Annotated in this window: 21 protein-coding genes; 15 read left to right on the forward strand and 6 right to left on the reverse strand. The window is 61.4% G+C overall.

Annotation, left to right across the window (positions count from 1 at the left end; all coding sequences use genetic code 11):
- Positions 1 to 6: 6 nt before the first annotated feature.
- Together L8I05_RS02790 and L8I05_RS02795 are read right to left on the reverse strand one after the other, a co-directional pair.
- The gene (locus tag L8I05_RS02790; RefSeq protein WP_242167123.1) at positions 7 to 987 is read right to left on the reverse strand and encodes an NAD(P)H-quinone oxidoreductase; all 981 of its coding nucleotides are present in this window, start codon (positions 985 to 987) and stop codon (positions 7 to 9) included.
- Positions 984 to 1,406 carry a RidA family protein gene (locus tag L8I05_RS02795; RefSeq protein WP_159958314.1) on the reverse strand — a complete coding sequence of 141 codons (423 nt, stop codon included), beginning with the start codon at positions 1,404 to 1,406 and terminating at the stop codon, positions 984 to 986. The genes L8I05_RS02790 and L8I05_RS02795 overlap by 4 nt, the downstream gene beginning before the upstream one ends.
- Positions 1,407 to 1,589: 183 nt before the next feature.
- Here L8I05_RS02795 and L8I05_RS02800 point away from each other — a divergent pair, with 183 nt between their 5' ends.
- From L8I05_RS02800 to argE, 7 genes are all read left to right on the forward strand, one after another.
- Positions 1,590 to 2,564: a LysR family transcriptional regulator gene (locus L8I05_RS02800; protein WP_159958312.1), complete on the forward strand. Its 975-nt coding sequence runs from the start codon at positions 1,590 to 1,592 to the stop codon at positions 2,562 to 2,564.
- 324 nt (positions 2,565 to 2,888) lie between these two features.
- Positions 2,889 to 4,406, forward strand: a complete 1,518-nt coding sequence (locus L8I05_RS02805; protein ID WP_242167124.1) for an amino acid ABC transporter permease/ATP-binding protein — start codon at positions 2,889 to 2,891, stop codon at positions 4,404 to 4,406.
- A 27-nt stretch (positions 4,407 to 4,433) separates the two neighbouring features.
- Positions 4,434 to 5,306: a phytanoyl-CoA dioxygenase family protein gene (locus L8I05_RS02810; protein WP_242167125.1), complete on the forward strand. Its 873-nt coding sequence runs from the start codon at positions 4,434 to 4,436 to the stop codon at positions 5,304 to 5,306.
- Between the two features lie 28 nt (positions 5,307 to 5,334).
- Positions 5,335 to 6,165, forward strand: a complete 831-nt coding sequence (locus L8I05_RS02815; protein WP_242167126.1) for an ABC transporter substrate-binding protein — start codon at positions 5,335 to 5,337, stop codon at positions 6,163 to 6,165.
- A 53-nt stretch (positions 6,166 to 6,218) separates the two neighbouring features.
- Positions 6,219 to 6,950, forward strand: coding sequence for a class II aldolase and adducin N-terminal domain-containing protein (locus tag L8I05_RS02820; RefSeq protein ID WP_242167127.1), 732 nt, complete (start codon positions 6,219 to 6,221; stop codon positions 6,948 to 6,950).
- Positions 6,951 to 6,959: 9 nt separating this feature from the next.
- On the forward strand, positions 6,960 to 7,637 hold the full coding sequence (locus L8I05_RS02825) for a DUF1028 domain-containing protein (protein ID WP_242167128.1): 678 nt from the start codon (positions 6,960 to 6,962) through the stop codon (positions 7,635 to 7,637).
- Entirely contained in the window at positions 7,634 to 8,785 is a 1,152-nt protein-coding gene (gene argE / locus L8I05_RS02830) for an acetylornithine deacetylase (protein WP_242167129.1), read from the forward strand. The genes L8I05_RS02825 and argE overlap by 4 nt, the downstream gene beginning before the upstream one ends.
- 140 nt (positions 8,786 to 8,925) lie before the next feature.
- On the opposite strand, the gene L8I05_RS02835 is transcribed toward argE, so the two are convergent.
- Positions 8,926 to 10,164 carry an acyl-CoA dehydrogenase family protein gene (locus tag L8I05_RS02835; protein ID WP_242167130.1) on the reverse strand — a complete coding sequence of 413 codons (1,239 nt, stop codon included), beginning with the start codon at positions 10,162 to 10,164 and terminating at the stop codon, positions 8,926 to 8,928.
- A gap of 272 nt (positions 10,165 to 10,436) precedes the next feature.
- Here L8I05_RS02835 and L8I05_RS02840 point away from each other — a divergent pair, with 272 nt between their 5' ends.
- The 3 genes from L8I05_RS02840 (at position 10,437) to L8I05_RS02850 (ending at position 12,174) form a co-directional block, all read left to right on the forward strand.
- Positions 10,437 to 11,360: an ABC transporter substrate-binding protein gene (locus L8I05_RS02840; RefSeq protein WP_159958296.1), complete on the forward strand. Its 924-nt coding sequence runs from the start codon at positions 10,437 to 10,439 to the stop codon at positions 11,358 to 11,360.
- A gap of 138 nt (positions 11,361 to 11,498) precedes the next feature.
- Positions 11,499 to 11,801, forward strand: coding sequence for a type II toxin-antitoxin system RelE/ParE family toxin (locus tag L8I05_RS02845; protein WP_242167131.1), 303 nt, complete (start codon positions 11,499 to 11,501; stop codon positions 11,799 to 11,801).
- Between the two features lies 1 nt (position 11,802).
- Positions 11,803 to 12,174, forward strand: coding sequence for an addiction module antidote protein (locus L8I05_RS02850; RefSeq protein WP_242167132.1), 372 nt, complete (start codon positions 11,803 to 11,805; stop codon positions 12,172 to 12,174).
- Between the two features lie 120 nt (positions 12,175 to 12,294).
- On the opposite strand, the gene gudD is transcribed toward L8I05_RS02850, so the two are convergent.
- Positions 12,295 to 13,620: a glucarate dehydratase gene (gene gudD, locus L8I05_RS02855; RefSeq protein WP_159958290.1), complete on the reverse strand. Its 1,326-nt coding sequence runs from the start codon at positions 13,618 to 13,620 to the stop codon at positions 12,295 to 12,297.
- 19 nt (positions 13,621 to 13,639) lie between these two features.
- Positions 13,640 to 15,001, reverse strand: coding sequence for an MFS transporter (locus tag L8I05_RS02860; RefSeq protein WP_242167133.1), 1,362 nt, complete (start codon positions 14,999 to 15,001; stop codon positions 13,640 to 13,642).
- Between the two features lie 348 nt (positions 15,002 to 15,349).
- Between L8I05_RS02860 and L8I05_RS02865 the strand changes: the two genes are divergently transcribed.
- The 5 genes from L8I05_RS02865 (at position 15,350) to L8I05_RS02885 (ending at position 19,328) form a co-directional block, all read left to right on the forward strand.
- Positions 15,350 to 16,060 carry a FadR/GntR family transcriptional regulator gene (locus tag L8I05_RS02865; RefSeq protein WP_242167134.1) on the forward strand — a complete coding sequence of 237 codons (711 nt, stop codon included), beginning with the start codon at positions 15,350 to 15,352 and terminating at the stop codon, positions 16,058 to 16,060.
- Positions 16,061 to 16,084: 24 nt separating this feature from the next.
- The gene (locus L8I05_RS02870; RefSeq protein ID WP_242167135.1) at positions 16,085 to 16,780 is read left to right on the forward strand and encodes a tRNA (adenine(22)-N(1))-methyltransferase TrmK; all 696 of its coding nucleotides are present in this window, start codon (positions 16,085 to 16,087) and stop codon (positions 16,778 to 16,780) included.
- Between the two features lie 102 nt (positions 16,781 to 16,882).
- A complete protein-coding gene (locus tag L8I05_RS02875) occupies positions 16,883 to 18,106 on the forward strand; it encodes a DUF1444 family protein (RefSeq protein ID WP_242167136.1) in 1,224 nt (407 codons plus the stop codon).
- A gap of 299 nt (positions 18,107 to 18,405) precedes the next feature.
- Positions 18,406 to 18,945: an ATP phosphoribosyltransferase regulatory subunit gene (locus L8I05_RS02880; protein WP_242167469.1), complete on the forward strand. Its 540-nt coding sequence runs from the start codon at positions 18,406 to 18,408 to the stop codon at positions 18,943 to 18,945.
- A gap of 92 nt (positions 18,946 to 19,037) precedes the next feature.
- Positions 19,038 to 19,328 carry a DUF3144 domain-containing protein gene (locus L8I05_RS02885; protein WP_159958280.1) on the forward strand — a complete coding sequence of 97 codons (291 nt, stop codon included), beginning with the start codon at positions 19,038 to 19,040 and terminating at the stop codon, positions 19,326 to 19,328.
- Here the strand turns inward: L8I05_RS02885 and L8I05_RS02890 are convergent.
- Positions 19,307 to 19,858 carry an RNA 2'-phosphotransferase gene (locus L8I05_RS02890; RefSeq protein ID WP_242167137.1) on the reverse strand — a complete coding sequence of 184 codons (552 nt, stop codon included), beginning with the start codon at positions 19,856 to 19,858 and terminating at the stop codon, positions 19,307 to 19,309. The genes L8I05_RS02885 and L8I05_RS02890 overlap by 22 nt on opposite strands.
- Positions 19,859 to 20,110: the final 252 nt, after the last annotated feature.

Genomic DNA, 20,110 nt, shown 5'->3' on the forward strand with positions numbered 1-20,110 from the left:
TCCAGGTTATTGCGCGACGGTCAGCACGACTTTGCCGACGTTGGCGTTGGCCTCCAGCAGCCGGTGGGCCTCTGCGGCTTGAAGCAGGGGCAACTGCGTGTGGATCTGCGGGCGCACCAGGCCGGACGCCAGCCAGGGTAAAAACCGTGAGCGAATACACACCGCCAAACGGGCTTTTTCGGCGTGGCTTTTGGGGCGCAAGGTGGAGGAGGTGAGGCTGAGGTTTTTGCGCATCAAGATCTGTAAATCCAGTTCGATTTTTGCGCCTTGCAGGAAGGACAAACTCACATGCCGCCCACCCATCGCCATGGCCGCGAGGTTGCGCGCGACATAAGGGCCGCCGACGTTATCCAGCACCACGTCCACGCCGCGCCCTTCGGTGCAGTCGTTCACCACCTCGACGAAATCTTCAGTGTGTCTATCCACCGCGCGCCACACGCCTAGCGCTTGCAGCATCGCGACTTTCTGCGCGCCGCGGGCGGTGGCGATCACCCGTGCTCCGGCGGCATGCGCACACTGCACGGCGAAGCTGCCGACGCCACTGGCGGCGCCGTGGATCAGCACGCTGTCTCCGCTGCGCAGGCGGCCCAGTTCAAACAGGTTGTGCCACACGGTAAACGCTGCTTCCGGCACGCCTGCGGCATCCTGAAGGGATAACGCCACCGGCACCGGCAAGCAATGCGCCGCCTGTGCCACGCAGTACTCGGCGTAGCCGCCGCCGTTGAGCAGCGCCATCACCCGGTCGCCGAGGGCAAACTCGTCCACGCCACGGCCTACCGCGACGACGATGCCCGCCGCTTCCAGGCCGAGCACATCGGTGACGCCAGGCGGAATCGGCGCGCCGCTGCGTTGCATCAGGTCCGGGCGATTGACGCCAGCAGCCGCCACGCGGATCAACACTTCGCCGGCTTCGGGTGTCGGCACCGGGCGCTCTACGCAGTGCAGCACATCAGGCCCGCCCGGCTCACGGGCAATCACCGCCTTCATGCGGTCCAGTCATCCGGCACAACGGCAATCACGTCGATTTCCATCAGCCATTCCGGCTGGCCGAGGCCGGAAATCACCAGCCCGGTTGAGATCGGGAACACGCCTTTAAGCCACTTGCCCACCTCCTGATACACCGGCTCGCGGTAGCGCGGGTCGATCAGGTAGGTGGTGGTTTTCACAATGTGCGACAGGTCAGAGCCCGCTTCCTCAAGCAGTTGCTTGACGTTTTTCATCGCCTGTTCGGCCTGGGCGCGCGGGTCGCCGAGGCCGACCAGGTTGCCGTCGAAGTCGGTGCCGATCTGGCCGCGCACATAGATGGTGTTGCCGGCGCGCACGGCCTGGCACAGGTCGTTGTCCAGCGCCTGGTTGGGGTAGGTCTGCTTGGTGTTGAACATGCGGATGCGGGTGTGGGTGGGCATGGCGGGCAACTCATCGGAAGCGGGATAAAACAAGCTTCACATCGGCCCCGACCGCGCGAAACCAGCATTTGCGCGGGGTAGTGCTTAGGAAAAACCGAAGCCCGTGCAGGTCATCGGCTGGCGCGCGACCCGGCACGAACCCTGCAACATCCCCCGTACAGTCATTGTTGAGGGGCAGGCGAAATGCTCAGTCGTATTACTCAGCGTCAACTGGAGTATTTCGTTGCGTCGGGAGAGGCGGGCAGCATCAGTGCTGCGGCCGAACGCATCCATGTGTCGTCGCCATCCATCTCGGCGGCCATCACCCATATGGAGGCGGAGCTGGGCATTCAGCTGTTTATCCGGCACCACGCCCAGGGCATTTCGCTCACGGCGGTGGGGCGCCAGGTGATGCAAGAGGCCAAGCTGATTCTGGAGCAGATGACCAACCTCTACACCATTGCCTCCGAGTCGTTGAACACGGTGCGCGGGCCGCTGCGAGTGGGTTGCCTGGAGTCGCTGGCGCCGATGATCACGCCGGAATTGGTGTTTGGTTTTGGCCGCGCTTTCCCCGGTGTGCGCCTGACCCAGGCCGAAGGCAACCACGAGGAATTGCTGGAGAAACTGCGCAGCGGCGAGCTGGATATCGCCCTGACCTACGACCTGGTAACCAGCCCCGACATCGACTTCCAACCCCTGGCGCACCTGCCGCCGTATGTGATGGTCGGCGAGTATCACCCGCTGGCGAGCTTGCCGGCGGTGAGCATGCAAGACCTTGAAGCCTACCCGGTGGTGCTGCTCGACACGCCGTGGAGCCGCGACTATTTCCTCAGTCTGTTCATGCAGGCGGGCACCACGCCGAACATCATCATGCGTTCCACCAACCTCGAAACGGTGCGCGCGATGGTCGGCAATGGCATTGGCTATTCCTTTGCGAATGCGCGGCCCAAATCGAATATGTCCCAGGATGGCAAACGGGTGATCCGCCTGCGCCTGGCCGGCTCGCACCGGCCGATGCGGCTGGGGTATGCCACGGCGAGCAACACCCAGTTGTCGCGCGTGGTGTCGGCGTTTGCCGAGCGTTGCCGCTTGTTTGTGTCCGACCAGTACATCCCCGGCATGGCCCCGCCGAGCTTTTTTGACCCGCATGCGGTGCGGGTCTTGAGTGGGGTGAGCTGAGGTTGCACCAAAAGGTGGCGTGGGCTGCGCCGCTTGATTAGCTGTGCACTCTTTTGGCCGGCGCCTCCGACCTCAAGAACACCCTCAATCCAATGTGGGAGCTGGCTTGCCTGCGAAAGCGGTCTGTCTGTGCCTGATGGGCCAGCAGACCCACCGCAATCGCAGGCAAGCCAGCCCCCACAGTGGAGTTTTGGGGTTTTTGGGTTGCATAGGTTCTACCTACCCAGTGAGCCGGGTTTTACGAATTGACCCTAAGCCCCCGTCCCCACGACTCTCATCCCATCGATGCAGATCAACTTCTTTTTTCAGCAAGGCACCGCGACGATGACATTCGACTGGCACTACATGTTTGGTTTGCTCAGCGACCCCGAGTTCTGGCGTGCGACGTGGACGGTGATCAAGCTCAGCACCCTGACCTGGATCCTGAGCATCGCCCTGGGCTTTCTGCTGGCGCTGGCCAAACAATCCAGGCACGTGCTGCTCAGCGTTCCGGCCCGTGGCTATATCTGGTTGTTCCGCAGCCTGCCGCTGCTGGTGCTGCTGATCTTTATCTACAACTTGCCCCAGGCGCTGCCCGGCACCTCCGCCGTGTTGGCCGACCCGTTCTGGTCCGGCTTGCTGGCGCTGGTGATCTGCGAGACGGCCTACGTGGCTGAAATTCATCGCGGTGGTTTGCTCTCGATTCCCAAAGGGCAGGGCGAGGCTGCGCGGGCGCTGGGCTTGAAGTTCTTCGGCACCCAATGGCGTGTGGTCATTCCCCAGGCATTGCGCGTGGCCCTGCCGTCGCTGGCCAACGAATACATCTCCATCGTCAAGTTGACCTCGCTGGTGTCGGTGATCTCGCTGACCGAGATTTTGATGGTCGGCCAGCGCCTGTATTCGCAGAACTTCCTGGTGATCGAAACCATGGCGGCGGTGGCGTTCTTCTACGTGTTTATCGTCACCGTGTTCGACTTCCTGCTCAAACGCCTGGAGCGCTTTCTCGACGTCAACCAGCGCAACGTGTCCCGCGTGCCGGACGCTGCGGTGCTGGCCCTGGCCACGCAACAGCGCACGGCGTTGCAGCGCCCGGCGAGCACCGGCGCCTCGGCGCTGGACGCCACGCGGTTGCACAAGGCTTATAACGATATCGAGGTGCTGGGCTCGGTCAATTTGCAGATTCAGCCGGGTGAGGTGGTGTCGGTGATCGGCCCGTCCGGCTCCGGCAAGACCACGCTGATCCGCCTGCTCAACGGCCTTGAGCAACTGGACAACGGCGAGATCAAGATCAACGGCCAGCCGTTCATTCATCTCAACAAAGTCGGCGCGCAGAAACCCCAGTACGTCGAGCACGCCGAGCACCGCTTGAACATCGGCATGGTGTTCCAGAGCTTCAACCTGTTCCCACATTTGAGCGTGCTCGACAACCTGCTGATGGCGCCGAAATACCATCGCCTGGGGCGCACCGACGCGCTCAAGCAGCAGGCCTACGCGCTGCTGCACAAGGTTGGCATGCTCGACCACGCCTGGAAGTACCCACACCAGTTGTCGGGCGGCCAGCAACAACGCGTGGCCATCGCCCGCGCCTTGATGATGCGCCCGCAAATCATGTTGTTCGACGAGCCGACCTCGGCCCTCGACCCGGAAAAAGTCAACGAATTGCTGCAGGTCATCGAAGCCCTGGCCGGGGAGGGCATCACCATGGTGATCGTCACCCACGAGATGAACTTCGCCTTCAAGGTCTCCGACCGCATCGTGTTCATGGAGAAGGGCCGCGTGGTTTGCGATGACACGCCCCAGGCCCTGCGCAGCGGCCACAACCCACGCGTGGAGGCGTTCCTCAAGGACGTCTCGCTGGCGTGATCTCGTTAACGTTCAGGACACCCTAAAATGATCGAGCAAGCTCAAATCGAACAATTCCAGCGCGACGGCTTCCTGGTGGTGGAAGGCGTGCTGTCGCCGGACGATGTGGCCGCGCTGCAACACGACTTCGACCAATGGGTGGAAGAGAGCCGCAGCCACGACCAAGGCTGGGGCGCTACCGTGGATGGCCGCGCGCGCTTCGACCTGGAAGGCGACCACCGCGCCGATCACCCTTCGTTGCGCCGGGTGAGTTCGCCCACCGAGATTTCCCCGGTGTATGAGCGCGTGGCGTTGCACTCGCGGATGGCGGCGATTTCCGCGCAGTTGGTGGGCGCTCGCGGCGCGCGTTTTCATCACAGCAAGATCAACTCGAAACTGCCGCACACCGCGACCCAAGTGAAGTGGCACCAGGACTTTCTGTTCACGCCCCACAGCAACGACGACATCGTCACTGCCTTGCTGATGGTCAGCGAAGTGACGCCGCAGAACGGCCCGCTGAATGTGATCCCCGGCAGCCATAAAGGCCCGTTGTGGTCGCACTGGCAGAACCAGCGTTTCACCGGTTCGGTGGACGACGCCGTGGTCGAAGAACACTGCCAGCAACCGGTCGCCTGCTACGGCCCGGCCGGTTCCGTGTGCTTTATGCACACGCGTTTGCTGCACGCTTCCAGCCCTAACGAGACCGAACTGCCGCGCACGTTGTTCATCAGCGTCTATGCCGCTGAAGACGCGCTGCCATTCGGCGAAAACCCGCTGCCCAGTGCACACGCCGGCCTGTTGGTGGCCGGTGAAGAAAGTGGCTTGGTGCGCTCCACCGACAACCAGTTGCGCTTGCCGCAGAAACCCCGTGGCGCGTCGTTCTTTGTGCAACAGGCTGGCCAGGATTCCGTGACTGCCTAACCCCCTAAAACCCTTGCAGGTAATGACCATGACAGCGTCTCAAAAAAGTCTTCGCCCTTTCGCCGTGTGCCTGCTGGGCGCCGCGGTTGCACTGACCTCGTTGGCGGCTTCGGCGTTCCAGCAGGAAGGCAAGATTATTGCCGGTTCCGACGTGACCTTCTTCCCGTATGAGTACATGGATAACAACAAGCCGGCAGGTTTCGATATCGAATTCATGGACGGCCTGGGCAAGGTCATGGGGCGCAAGGTCGAGACCCTCGACACGCGCTTTCCCAACCTGATCACCGGCCTGCAAGCCGGGCGCTTCGATGTGACCAACTCGTCGATGTACATCACCGCCGAGCGGGTCAAAGTCATCGACATGATCCCCTACCTGAAAAGCGGCGAGTCGATCCTGACCCTCAAGGACAGCGCCTTCCAGCCCAAGAAGCCGGAAGAGTTCTGCGGCCACAAGATCGGCTCCATGGGCGCCACGTCCTGGCTGGCGCAGATGAACAAGTTGTCGGCTGAATACTGCGTGGCCAAGGGCTTGAAGCCGATCCAGATCAGCGAATACAGCACCGACCCGCAAACCACCCAGGCCTTGCTGGCTCACGCCGTCGAAGCGCAGATCACCGACGCCGCCGTGGCCCGTGGTGTGATCGACAAACTCGGCAGCCGCGTGGTGATTTCTTCCGACAGCTTGATCTACCCGGTGCTGAACGGCTTCGGCGTGAAGAAGGGCAACGACGACGTGAAGAAAGCCTTGCTCGACGGGCTGGAAAAGTACCGCGCCACCCCGGAATACGCCGCGTTGCTCAAAAAGTACAACTTTGAAGCGCCGACCGCAGCTGACATCGACGCGCTGATGCCCAAGTAAGCCTACCGCGCGTGCCGCAGCCTGCTGCGGCCGCGCCCTGTGGAGACAGATTCATGGCGTTATCCCTTGAAGAACAGGCACGCATCGACCTGGCGGCGACCTTTCGCATCATCGCCCATGTGGGCATGCACGAGGCGGTGGCCAACCACTTCAGCGCCGCCGTGTCGGCGGATGGCAAACAGTTTTTGCTCAACCCCAAGTGGAAGCATTTTTCGCGGATTCGGGCCAGTGACCTTTTACTGTTGAACGCCGATGACCCTGGCTGCGCCGACCACCCGAATGTGGATGCCACCGCCTGGTCGATCCACGGGCAGATCCACCGGTTACTGCCGCAAACCCGCGCCGTGTTGCACCTGCATCCGATCTACACCACGGCCGTGGCGTGCCTGGCCAAGCCGCATATCCCGCCCATCGACCAGAACACTGCGCGCTATTTCAACCGCGTTGCCGTCGATGAGCTGTACGGCGGCATGGCCGACACCGAGGCCGAAGGCGCGCGCCTGGCCGATTTGCTCAACGGCAAAAGCCGCCTGTTGATGGGCAACCACGGTGTGATGGTGACGGCCACGTCGATCGGCGAAGCCTATGACGATATCTGGACCCTGGAGCGCGCCTGCCAGATCCTGGTGACGGCGTGGTCCACCGGGCAGCCGCTGCGGGTGTTGTCGGATGAAGTGGCGGAAAAGACCGCACGCGGCTGGGAAGGCATTGCGGATTTTTCGCGGCAGCACTTTGAAGAAATGAAGCAATTGATGATCGACGCCGACCCTTCGGTGCTCGACTGAGGGCTTTTTATGACGTTTTCCGTTGTCGCTCGCTGCGCCGAAACTGGTCAGCTGGGTATTGCGATCAGCTCTTCAAGCATTGCTGTTGGCGCACGTTGCCCGTGGTTGCGTCCGGGGGTGGGTGCGGTGGCTTCGCAGAACATCACGTTGTCGAGTTTGGGGCCGCAGATGCTGGATAGGCTGGAGCAGGGCGTGGCGCCGAGTGAGGCACTGGAAGCTGTTCTGGCCGGTCAGGACCATAGCCAATATCGCCAGGTGACGGTGATTGATAGCCAAGGTCGAACCGCACATTTCAGCGGCGCGCAAACCCTTGGCATTCATGCGGCGGTGAGTGGCGAGCAGTGCGTGGCGGCGGGGAACATGCTCGCTAATCCTGAGGTGATCGAGGCCATGGTGCGCGCGTTCGAAAATACGTCCGGGCACCTGGCAGACCGTCTGCTGGCGGCGATGCACAGCGGCCAGGCCAGGGGCGGCGAGGCAGGCCCGGTGCATTCGGCGGCGTTGATTGTGGTCGATGACCTGTTGTGGCCCATCGTCAACCTGCGGGTGGACTGGGCCGATGAACACCCGATCGGCGCCCTCGACCAGCTCTGGCAGGCTTATCGCAGCCAACTGCAGGACTACATCGACCGCGCCATCAACCCGCAACACGCGCCGGGTTACGCCGTGCCGGGAGATGATCGATGAGCAGCAGCCGTGAACTGCTCGCGCAACTGGTGCGCTTTGACACCACCAGCCGCGAATCCAACCTGGCCTTGATCGACTTTGTGCGCACGTACCTGCAAGGCCATGGCGTGGCGTGCGAGCTGGTGTTCAACGCGCAAAAGAGCAAGGCCAACTTGCTGGCGACTATCGGCCCGGCGCAGGTGCCGGGCATCGTGTTGTCCGGCCACACCGATGTGGTGCCGGTGGACGGCCAGCGCTGGACGGTGGCGCCGTTCGAGCTGACGGAAAAGGACGGCAAGTTGTACGGGCGTGGCACGGCGGATATGAAGGGCTACATCGCCTGTGTGCTGGCGTGCGTGCCGGCGCTGGTGCAAGCGCCGTTGCGCATGCCGGTGCATATTGCGCTGTCCTACGACGAAGAGGTCGGCTGCCTGGGCGTGCGCTCGCTGATCGAAAGGTTTCACGCGCAACCGGTCAAGCCGCTGCTGTGTGTGATCGGCGAGCCCACCGAACTCAAGCCGGTGCTGGGCCATAAAGGCAAGTTGGCGATGCGCTGCGAAGTGCAGGGCGCGGCGTGCCATTCGGCCTATGCGCCGTCGGGGGTGAATGCCATCGAATACGCCGCGCGATTGATCAGTGAACTGGTGCGGCTCGGTGAAAGCCTCAAGGTGCCGGATCAGCTTGACGAGCGCTTTGACCCGCCGTTTTCCACCGTGCAAACCGGCGTGATAAACGGTGGCAAAGCGCTGAACATCGTCCCGCAAAATTGCACGTTTGATTTTGAAGTGCGCTCGCTGCCGGCGCAGGATCCCTGGCGGGTGGCGCAGCAGTTGCGCGGCTATGCCGAACAAACCCTGTTGCCGGCGATGCAGGCGGTGAGCGAGCAGTGCGCGATCAGTTTCAGTGAGTTGTCGAGCTACCCGGGCCTGGCCACCTCGGTGGAAAGCCAGGCGGCAGAGTGGGTCGCGCAGTTCTGCGGCTCGCGGGACTACGGCACGGTGGCTTTTGGCAGTGAGGGCGGGTTGTTTGATCAGGCGGGCATCCCGACCGTGGTGTGCGGGCCGGGAAGTATGGAGCAGGGGCACAAGCCGGATGAGTTCATCAGCGTCGAGCAGTTGGCGGCGTGTGATCGGATGCTGGCGCAGGTGGTGGCGTTTGTGAGCCAGTAAGACCACCCCCGTGTCACATGTGGGAGCGGGCTTGCCCGCGATGCAGGCGCCCCGGTCTTGCAATTAAACCGAGGTGATGCCATCGCAGGCAAGCCAGCTCCCACACAAGCCAGCTCCTACATTTGCTCTGTGTTGTTTGATCATGTTTTAGCCACACCCACCCGCCACTGCGCCGGCGGCAGCAAACCATTCACCAGGTAATTGCCCACAATCCGCGACTTGTATACCCGCGGGTTGTGGTTCGCCAGCGTGCGCGCATTGCGCCACAGCCGGTCCAGCGCCTTGTTGCTGGCCGTGGCACTGGCGCCCAACGCGTCAAACAGTGCGGTGGTCGCCGCGAGTGTGGCATCCACCACCGGGTTCACCGCCAGGCACACTTCCAACTCCGCCAATGCCACCTGCGGGTCGTCATCGTGCAGTGGCTCGGCATGGGCGATTACAGACTGCGCCGTCTGGTCCAGGCGCTGCGCCGCTTGCTGGGTGATGGCGTGCGCGGCGTAGGCCTGGCTGGCCACTTCGCCGATGACTTGCAGCAACTGCACGTCGTGCGCGGCGGTGTCGGCGTTGCCGGTGGTGAAGGTCCTGGCGCGCTGGCTGAGCTCTTGCGCACCGCTTAACGCCGCGCGACGGGCGATGCCGGCGAGGGTCGCGAGGTGGTAGATCTGGTAGAACGACTGGCCGTAGCCGAAGCGTTGGTGAGTGGGGCGCAGGTCGTCTTCCACCGGGGCGTTGTCGAAAATGCAGGTGCCGCTGGCGGTGAGGCGTTGGCCGAAGCCGTTCCAGTCATCCACGATCTGTACGCCCGGCGCCTTGAGATCGACGACGACGCTGTACACCGTGCCGTCTTCACCGGTGGCCACGGTGTTGATCAGGTCACTGTAGAGCGCGCCGGTGGTGTAGAACTTTTTGCCGCTGATACGCAGGCTGCCGTCGGCATCGCGGTGCAGGCGGGTGCCGAAGTCGCCTCGTGCCTGGTTGCCAACCTCGGTGCTGCCGGGCGAGAGCAGGGCGCCCTGGCCGAGTCGGTCGAGCCACTTGGCGCGCCAGTCGAGGTCTTTGGCGCAGAGCACGTCTTCGCAAAAACCAAAATGCCCGCGCAGGGCTTGGGTGATGTTGGAGTCGGCGGCGGACAGCTCGGTGAGCAGCGCAAGCAGTTCGGCAAAGCTCGCGTCCTGGCCGCCGTAACTGGCGGGCAAGCGCCAGCGCGGCAAGCCGAGGGCGTTCAGTTGCTGGATCACCGTCGCCAGGCTGGCGCGGGTCTGATCAGCCTCGGCGGCGTGGGCAAGGATCTGCGCAAAGAGTGGGCGAAACGGTGCAGCCAGTTGTTCGTAACGGGCGGAGGGCGCGGCGCCCCAGATATTCAACGCGGGAATCGACATGCAATGGACCTTGCAGAAAGTGGCTCAGGTGCTGGGGTCCAGTGGTCTGGTGACGTCACCCTAACTCAGGGGTGGCAAAGTTTTTAATACGAAAAATAGCTAGGGTGCTGCGCAGTGGTTCTATCGATAGTGCGCAACAGTATTAAACCCAGCGCTTTTATTGCGTTAGCTTCTACGGGCGCCACGCTCGGCGACCTCCAAACCCTTGCTCTCATCACCAGACTGCACGCCCACAGATGGTTGAGTCAGCCCTCAACTGTGTGGACTCTTTTATGATCAATCGTCGAAACCTGCTTGCCCTGCTGGGCCTGGCCTCTCTCTCGTTGCATGGCTCATCGGTAGGGGCGGCAGAACCGCTGACGCTGACGGTGGGCGACCAGTTCTTCTCCAATCGCATCGTGCTGGAGCTGTCGGGCGAGTTGAAGGATTTGCCGTATAAAATCGATTTCAAGCGCTTTAACACCGGCTCCCCCGTGGCTTCGGCGGTTGCCAGCGGCGCGTTGGACGTGGGCATTGTCGGCGACACGCCGGTGATCAGCCTGGCGGCCAACGGCGCGCCGGTGAAGGTGGTCGCCAGCACCCAGACCAGCCTCGACGGCGTGGGCATCGTGGCGCGCAAAGGCATTCAATCGGTGGCCGACCTCAAAGGCAAAACCATCGCAATCTGGAACGGCTCGTGGAGCCAGCAACTGGCGTACAAAGCCCTCGACGAAGCCGGCGTGCCGCGCAGCAGCGTGACCTTCAAATACCTGCTGCCGGCCGAAGCCAGCCTGGCGCTGACCCAGGGTGACATCGACGCGTTCGGCACCTGGGAACCCTATGTGTCGCTGCAGGAGAAAGAGGGCAGCACCCTGATCCGCAACGCCAAGGGCCTGATGAGCGCGCCGACCTACATCGTCGCCTATGAACCGGCGCTGGCGCAGAAAGGCGCGATCATCAAGGATTTCGTCGCCCGCCTGACCCGCGCTCGGGTGTGGAGCAACAGCCATATCGACGCGTACGCCGAGGCCTGGTCGAAGGCCAACCAATCTGCGCCGGAGATTGCCAAGGTGTGGTTCAAGCGCGATGCGATCAAGGTGCTGCCGATCTCGCCGACGATTGTCAGCGAAGCCCAGGCCACGGCAGATTTTTTGGTGGATGCGCAGATGCTCAAGCAGCGCTATGACGTGACCCCGCTGTTTGATCGGGCGCTTTAAACGTAAGGGAAATAAGTGCTCACAGTATCGACACGCTGATTATGCGTGGGCTGGGCTAGGTTTTTTACTCCGGTATGCACCGGGCCAAAAAATTAACTAGCATCGGCAAGGAGTAGCCAGTAGGCTACATGTGAATCTGTGACCAACGTAATCGGCAGGACGCCGCAGTTCGATACATGGCTCGACGGTATGAAGGATATCTGGGGTAAAACCGCCGTTCTGACGCGCCTGGACCGCGCCGAAGACAACAATTTTGGTGACTGCGAGCCCGTTGGCGAAGGCCTGAGTGAAATGCGTGTTTTCGTCGGGCCTGGCTACAGGATTTACTTTGTACGCACTGGGATCAGCGCTTACCTGATGTTATGGGGCAGCGATAAAACCGACCAGAAGCGGGGAATCAAACGGGCAAAAGAGATCCTCGATGCCCTGAGAGGTCAATGAAATGAGCGAATCGAAATTCAAACCCGAGGACATGCCGATCCTCGATCTTGATACATCCGGCACCAGCGTTTACGAGGCGTCGCGCTTTCTCGACAGCCCGCAAGTTATCAGTGCCTATCTCGCGCAAAGCATGAAGGCGCAAGACCCGCAGATCTTCATGAAGGCGCTGGCCGAGGTCGCCAAAGCCCAGGGCGTGAACAAGGTGGCTGAGGCGGCGGGGGTCAATCGGGAGAGTTTGTATAAAACCCTGAAAGGCGGCTCCAAGACCCGCTATGAGACGATCCACAAGCTGATGCTGGCGTTGGGCGTTGAGCTGACGGTTCAGCCGATTGCTACCCATCAGGCGACAAAGGCGGTAGCCGGTAAGCCTTGATGTCGACATCGATAAGCGATGGCAGCGCAGATCAAATGTGGGAGCTATCGAGCTATCGAGCTTTCGCAGCCTCGCTGCAGCTCGACAGCTCCCACATGGACTGGGGCTATTCTGAAGTTTTTACCGCACTAGGCACGGCTGCTTGTTATTGAAGCGCCAGCCCGGAATCAGGAACTGCATCGCCACACTGTCATCCCGCGCCCCAAGGCCCATGCCTTTGTACACTTCGTGCGCCTTGGCGACCGCGTCCATATCGATGTCCACGCCCAAGCCAGGCTTGGTCGGCACCTTCACGTAGCCACCTTCGATTTTCAGCGGTTGCTTGGTCAGGTGCTGGCCGTCCTGCCAGATCCAATGGGTGTCGATGGCGGTGATGTCGCCCGGTGCGGCGGCGGCGACCTGGGTGAACATCGCCAGGGAAATATCGAAGTGGTTGTTGGAGTGCGAGCCCCAGGTCAGGCCCCATTCATTGCACATCTGCGCCACGCGCACCGAGCCTTGCATGGTCCAGAAGTGCGGGTCGGCCAGCGGAATATCGACTGATTGCAACTGGATCGCATGGCCCATTTCGCGCCAGTCGGTGGCGATCATGTTGGTCGCGGTTTTCAGCCCGGTGGCACGGCGGAATTCGGCCATGACTTCACGGCCCGAGTAGCCATTTTCTGCGCCGCACGGGTCTTCGGCGTAGGCGAGTACGTGGTGCTGGTCGCGGCACAGGCGGATGGCTTCTTTGAGTGACCAGGCGCCGTTCGGGTCGAGGGTGATGCGCGCATCCGGGAAGCGTTCGGCCAGGGCGGTAACGGCTTCGATTTCCTCATCGCCACTCAAGACGCCGCCCTTGAGCTTGAAGTCGTTGAAACCGTATTTGGCTTTGGCGGCTTCGGCCAGGCGCACCACGGATTCGGCGGTCATGGCCTTCTCGTGGCGCAGGCGGAACCAGGCGTCATCGGCGTCGGCCTCGTTGCGGTAGGCCAGGTCAGTGGCCGTGCGGTCGCCGACGTAGAACAGGTAACCGAGCATTTTCACTGCATCGCGTTGCTGCCCTTCGCCGAGCAGGGCGGCCACCGGCACTTCGAGGAATTGCCCCAGCAGGTCGAGCAGCGCGGCTTCCATGGCGGTGACGGCATGAATGGTGATGCGCAGGTCAAAGGTTTGCAGGCCACGCCCGGCGGCGTCGCGAGAGGCAAAGGTGCTGCGCATCTGGTTGAGGATGCGCTGGTACTGGCCGATGGGTTGGCCGACCACCAGGCTGCGTGCGTCTTCGAGGGTTTCGCGGATGCGTTCGCCACCGGGCACTTCGCCGACGCCGGTGTTGCCGCTGCTGTCCTTGAGAATCACGATATTGCGCGTAAAGAACGGCCCGTGGGCGCCGCTCAAATTGAGCAGCATGCTGTCGTGGCCCGCCACCGGGATGACTTGGAAATGGGTGACTACAGGGGTATTCATGGCGATTTCCTAAGTAAGCTCAAAGAGGTTTGCTGATGGCGGTGCCCGTGGGCACAACGCTGGGAGAGGTCAACACGGCGGCCGGCGACGTCTTGGCGAAGAACACCAGAATCGCGGCGAGCACCGAAGTGCCGGCCAAGCCATAGAGGCCACCCTGGATCGAGCCGGTGGTCTGTTCCAGGAAGCCGAAGGTGGTTGGCGCGACGAAGCCGCCCAGGTTGCCGATGGAGTTGATCAGCGCGATCACGGCGGCGGCGATGCGCACGTCCAGGTAGCCTTGGGGGATCGGCCAGAACAGCGAAGAGGCGGACTTGAAGCCGATGGCCGCAAAGCAGATCGCCACGAAGGCGAAGATCGGCCCGCCGGTGGTGGACATGAACATGCCCGCGGCCGCAATCAAAAGCGCGGCAGCGACCCAGGCTTGCTGGAACTTGAACTTGCCCGACAGCGAAGCGAAGGCGTACATGGCGATGATCGAGATCAGCCACGGGATCGAGTTGAAGAACCCGACTTGCACGTCGCTCAGGTCGCCCATCTTTTTGATGATGCTCGGCAGCCAGAAGGTGGCGGCGTAAATCGTCAGCTGAATGCAGAAGTACAACACACAGAACAGCAGGATCTGGCGGTCTTTGAGCAGCTTGCCGATCGTCGGTTTGACCGTGGTCAGCGCTTCACGCTCGCGCTGTTCCTGGTCGATGGCGCCGACCAGCGTGTCCTGTTCTTCACGGGTCAGCCATTTGGCGTCGTGAGGTTTGGAATCCAGCCAGAACCACACAAAGAACCCCAGCGCCACGGAGGCCAGGCCTTCGATGGCGAACATCCATTGCCAACCGTGGAAGCCGAAACCTTCGATCTGCAGCAGTGCGCCCGATAACGGGCCGGAAATCAGCGAAGCAACCGCCGAGCCGCTGAGGAAAATCGCAATGGCTTTGCCGCGCTCTACGCCGGGCAGCCAGCGGGTGAAGTAGTAGATCACCCCAGGGAAGAACCCGGCTTCGGCCACACCCAGCAAAAAGCGCAGGATGTAGAACTGGGTTTCGTTCTGGATGAACGCCATCAAGGTCGCGACGATGCCCCAGGTGAACATGATGCGGGTGAGCCAGATACGCGCGCCGACCTTTTGCAGCAGCATGTTGGAGGGCACTTCAAACAGCGCGTAGCCAATAAAGAACAACCCGGCACCCAGGCCGTAGGCGGCCGCGCCGATGCCCAGGTCATGCTCCATGTGCGTGCGCACGAAGCCGATATTGACCCGGTCAATGTAGTTGAGGATGAACATGATCACGAACAGTGGGAGCACATGGCCCTTCACTTTGCTCACGGCGCGCGCGAGGACTGAGTCGCTGGGTGAAGCGGCAGATGCATGGTTTGAATTGGTCACAATTCAAAACTCCCCTGATTTATTTTTATGCGGGTTTGTGTGTTTTGTTGATAGACATCATACAAGTGGATTTCTTGAGTTCGCAATCCAGCGCCACGTGTATTTGTTCTCATAAGCGCAGCGGTTGGATGAGTATTTTGGTTATTTACCTTGTTTTTGTTGGTTTTTATGCTGTTTTTAACGGGTCTCCAAGGTCCGGTGTTCATCGGAGAAGCGACGGCGCCGGGATCTGTGGTGGAGGTGGTTAAGATTGGTTGTCATACAAGATGGCTGTTTTTCGAATCAACCCAGCGTCACCACCAAACAGGGTGTTAAGCTCGTCCCAGCCCAACCCCGTGGACCCCAGCAATGCCCATTGAAAACGGAACCCTCGTGCGCAGACGCTCCACCAACCTTGCCCAAGGCGTGGTCGAGGCGCTGACCCAGCGCATCCTGCTCGGTCAACTCAAGCCCGGTGAAAAACTGCCGTCGGAATCCACCATCGTGCTTGAGCATGGCGTGAGCCGAACGGTGGTCCGCGAGGCCATTTCCAAGCTGCAGGCATCCGGGCTGGTGGAGACGCGTCACGGCATCGGCACCTTTGTGCTGGCGCAACATGCCCAGCAAGGCTTGCGCTTGCACGTGGACACGGTCGCCAGCGTGCGCAACATGCTGGAGCTGCGCCTTGGCCTTGAAGTACAAGCCGTGGCGCTGGCCGCGGTGCGCAGGAGTGATGAGCAACTGGTGCGCATGCGCGAAGCGCTGGACGACTACCAGGCTTCCCTGGCGAACAACGACAGTTGCGTGGAGGAGGACAAGCGCTTTCATCAACTGATCGCCGAGGCCACCGGCAATACCTTTTTTACCGAGATCATGTCGCACCTGGGCAATGCGATGATCCCGCGCACCCAGGTCAAGGGCGCCGAACGCGGCGGGGCGGACTTTACCAAGCTGGGGCAACTGGCGAACCTGGAGCACGAGGCGATCTTCAATGCGATCAAGCGCCAGGACCCGGACGCCGCACGGGCCGCCATGGTGTTGCACCTGACTAACAGCCGGGATCGGTTTTCGGGTGAGTAATTTTGTTGTGATAAGGAACACGCGTTGAACGAACACACATTGTCCATGCGCCTGGAGCGCGTCGCGGCGCACGTACCCGCCGGCGCGCGCCTGGCCGATATCGGCTCGGACCACGGCTACCTGCCGGTGGCCTTGATGCGCCGAGGCGTAATCGCGGCGGCGGTGGCGGGGGAAGTGGCAGCCACGCCGTTCCACGCCGCCGAGCGCACCGTGCGCGACAACGGCCTGGAGCAGCACATTACCGTGCGCCTGGCGGACGGCCTGGCGGCGCTCAAACCCAGCGATGAAGTCACCGCGATCAGCCTCTGCGGCATGGGCGGCGAGACCATCCGTGACATCCTCGACAGCGGCAAGGCGCACCTCAGCGGCCAGGAGCGCCTGATTCTGCAACCCAACGGCGGCGAGCAACCCTTGCGCCAATGGTTGATGGACAACGGTTACTGCATCCTGCTTGAAGAGTTGCTGCAGGAAAATCGCTTCTATTACGAGATTATCGTCGCCGAACGCGCCGAACCGGTGGTCTACACCGCCGAACAGCTGTACTTCGGCCCGCTGCAAATGCAGGCCCGCAGCCCGGTGTTCCTGGCCAAATGGCAGCGCATGCTGCGCCAGAAGCACAAGACCCTGGCCAGCTTCGAACAGGCGCGCCAGGCAGTCCCGCAGGCGAAGTTGCAGGAAATCCAACAGCAGGCGCGGTGGATTACGCAATTGCTGGCTTGAACCGCCAGCCGTAACGCCGGTCACACATCCCAGGTTGGTGCTTTACGTGAACCCTTGCACCGCCCAAGATGGACCGCCCGCACTTCATGGAGGACTCTGCGCATGTTCGGCTCCCTGCTCGACAAACTCTTCAACCGCCCCCTGACCGAAGACGCCTTCGCTGAGAAGGTCATCAAGGCCGCGCGTGCAGCCGGTTTCAGCGAGCCTCTTGAGTACGTGCCCAAAGAGTTTCGTCTCAAGCATGGCGGTGGCGGCTATTTCAACCTGCATAACGCTTTCAACGATTATCAGAGCGCCGACAAGGCGCACAAAGCTGAGGTGTTGAAAGGTTATGTATCGACGCTGCTCAGCTACAGAAAGGAAACCCCGCAAACCTTCGAAGATGTCAGGCCGTTGTTACGGCCGGTGATCCGTAACCTGGCGATGCTCGAAGAAGTGCGCCTGCACCAGGTGCGCACCGAAGGCTGGGACGCGCCGTACGCCGCCGTCCACCAGGCCTTGGGCAAAGACTGCGTGACCTTGTTGGCGGTGGACTACCCCGAGACCACGTCCACACTCACCGAAGGGCCAAAGGAAAACTGGGGCGTGAGCCTCGACGAGGCGCTGGCGGTGGCGGTGAGCAACCTGCGCGAAGCCACCCCGGATGCGTTTGATGAAATTGTGCCTGGGCTCTATGTCGGCCGCTGGAACGACGGCTATGACACCAGCCGCGTGTTGCTGCCGGATGTTCTGCAGCGCGCCTCGATCAAAGGCCGGCCAGTGTTCATGATCCCGACCCGCGACATCCTGATGGTGACCGGTGACAAGGATGAAGAGGGCATTCGGCATATGGTCGAGGTCAGCTTCAAGGCCATGGAAGCCGGGCGTGTGGTTTCCAGCCAGGTCTATACCTACGACGATCAACGGATCGTGCCCTTCGTCACCCAGGATGAAGCACTCAAGGCGCGCATGGCGAGCCTCGAACACATGCTGCTGCAAGGCAATTACCATGTGCAGAAAGAGCAACTCGACACGATCCACGACGAGCAGAAAATCGACCTATTTGTCGCGTCTTACACGCTGTTTGAGTTGAAAGACAGCAACGGCAAGACCTTCTCGATGTGCAGCTGGACAGAAACCGTCGACACCTTGTTGCCCAAGACCGACCGCGTCGCGCTGGTTCAACTGCAGCCCGATGGCAGCGCTCAAACCCAGGTGGTTGAATGGGATGAGCTCGAGGCCAAACTGGGTGACCTGCTGGCGCCTGCGAGCCTTTACCCGGCACGCTATCGCACGCTGGGTTTTCCGACTCCTGAGCAGCTGAGTCAGTTGACGCCGTTGGTTTAACGGCGGCTTGTCACGCGTCGCCCAACTGTGCAAGGATCGCCCCATGACTGAATTTTCGCCAAGCAACCGCCATCATCATCACGGACCTTGCCCCAGGTGCCGCGGTTGCTTGCGCTCATGGATTGACCAGACGTTCTGATCACTCAATGAACCACCCCCAAGGCGCCCTCGGCGCCTTTTTTATTGCCTGTAAAAAATGGAGATACACCTGATGACCATGCTACGTGGAACCCGAATTGTGACGGGTAAAGAAGCAGCGATGATGCGTGAGATAGAGGGGCGTTTTCGGAGCTGCCTTCATCGAAGCTGGCGCTGAAGAGGTCATCGTCCCTGCGCTGTGGGGCCAGGACACATTTATCGAAAAAGCCGGCGGCAGTGAAATCATCGGGCAGATGTGGGCCTTCGATGACAAGGCGGGCCGCCCGTGTTGCCTGATCCCTGAAGCCACCGCACTGTTCCAGGAGCGCAGCACGCAGTTGCTCGGCGGGCGCGAGGAGGCGATGTTTTTCTACGTGGCGCGGTGTTACCGGTATGAGCGGCCGCAAGCCGGTCGCTACCGTGAGTTCACCCAGTTGGGGCTGGAGATTCTCTGCCCTGAACCGGCGGTGGCGTTGCAGCGCAGCCAGGCGCTGTGCAGCGCTTTTTTGGATACGCTGGGGCTCGACTATGAGCTCAACCTGGCGGTGAAACGCGGGCTGAGTTACTACCTTGAGGGCAATGGCTTCGAGGTGCGTTGCCCCGCGCTTGGCGCGCAGCAGCAAGTGGTGGGCGGCGGCGCCTACCGCGAAGGCGCCGGGTTTGGCATCGGGCTGGAGCGCTTGGTGCTGGCATTGAGCTGATGCTCAAGACGCCTCCACCCGGAGGCGTCTCCTCTGCGACGGCCGGATATGCTCCAATAGCCGTCATTATTTGCTCACCCAGGAACTCCACCATGGCCGACACCACCGACCAAGCTTTCTACGACCGTGCAGACGCACATATCGAACTGTCGAACGAGCAGCTCAAGACCTGCGAAAACCTTGGCGAGGTCAGCGCCTCGATGATGTTCGGCACCACGCGCTTCAATGCCTGGGCCAGTGCGCGCAACTTCAAATCCGGCGCGGAAATGGCCGCTGCGCGGGAAGCGATGCTGAAGTATTTCTGTGACCAGTACCGGATGATGCTGGAGGACAACCTGGACGATCACATCAATAATTTCAGTCAGTACATGCTGGTCAAATAGGTCGCCGGCACCGACTCCACCAGCCACACGCCATTGTCCGCCTGGTAAAACTTGATTCCCGCCTGGCTCAGGCCTAACGCATCAACCGTCAGCAGCACCGGCTGCCCATAGCGTTTGCCAACGGCCAGCGCGGTTTCGGGGTTGTCCGTCAGGTGCACATGGTGCCGACCGCCGGGGATCAAACCCTGCGTTTCGATGGCAGCCATGAAGCGGCTGGCCGTGCCATGGTAGAGCTGAGCGGGCGGCGTTTTCTCAACGTGCTGCACCTGAACCTGCCCGGTGCTGTGCCCTTGTGCGGCACGGATGCGCTGGCCGTCGTCGGAGAGCGTGAAACGTTTTTTGTCGTTGTTCTCGACGACGTCTAGCAAGGCTTGGCGATCGAAGGCATGGCCGTGTTGGTTGGCGTTGTGGATCAAGCCGTCAACGTCGGTCCAGCCATCGCTGTCCAGCACGACACCTATGGATTCGGGCGCGTGGCGCAGTATGTAGCTGAGAAGCTTGCTGATGGCGTCGCGTTGTTTCTTATTCAAGGGTATTGGATTTCCATGTCGGTTTTAGATGTCCTTGCACTGTAATCCGTGCCGGCTAATGCAGGTGGAACTCTAGGGCAGGTCAGCCTCTGTGGAAAGCCGGTTACCGTTCCACTCTGCGCACTGAGTGCTTTCGCCCCATTTTCGCGCACGTCACTGCGCTATTGAAACGGCCAACCGCCTATTTCGCGGCTCGTCACCAACGGCCCGTATCTTGCTAGTGCCTTCCCAATCAATGACATGGCATTTTGC

This window comes from Pseudomonas sp. MONT-RG-20F-20-E-7-02 (assembly GCF_022662395.1).
In the GTDB taxonomy this organism is placed as follows: domain Bacteria; phylum Pseudomonadota; class Gammaproteobacteria; order Pseudomonadales; family Pseudomonadaceae; genus Aquipseudomonas.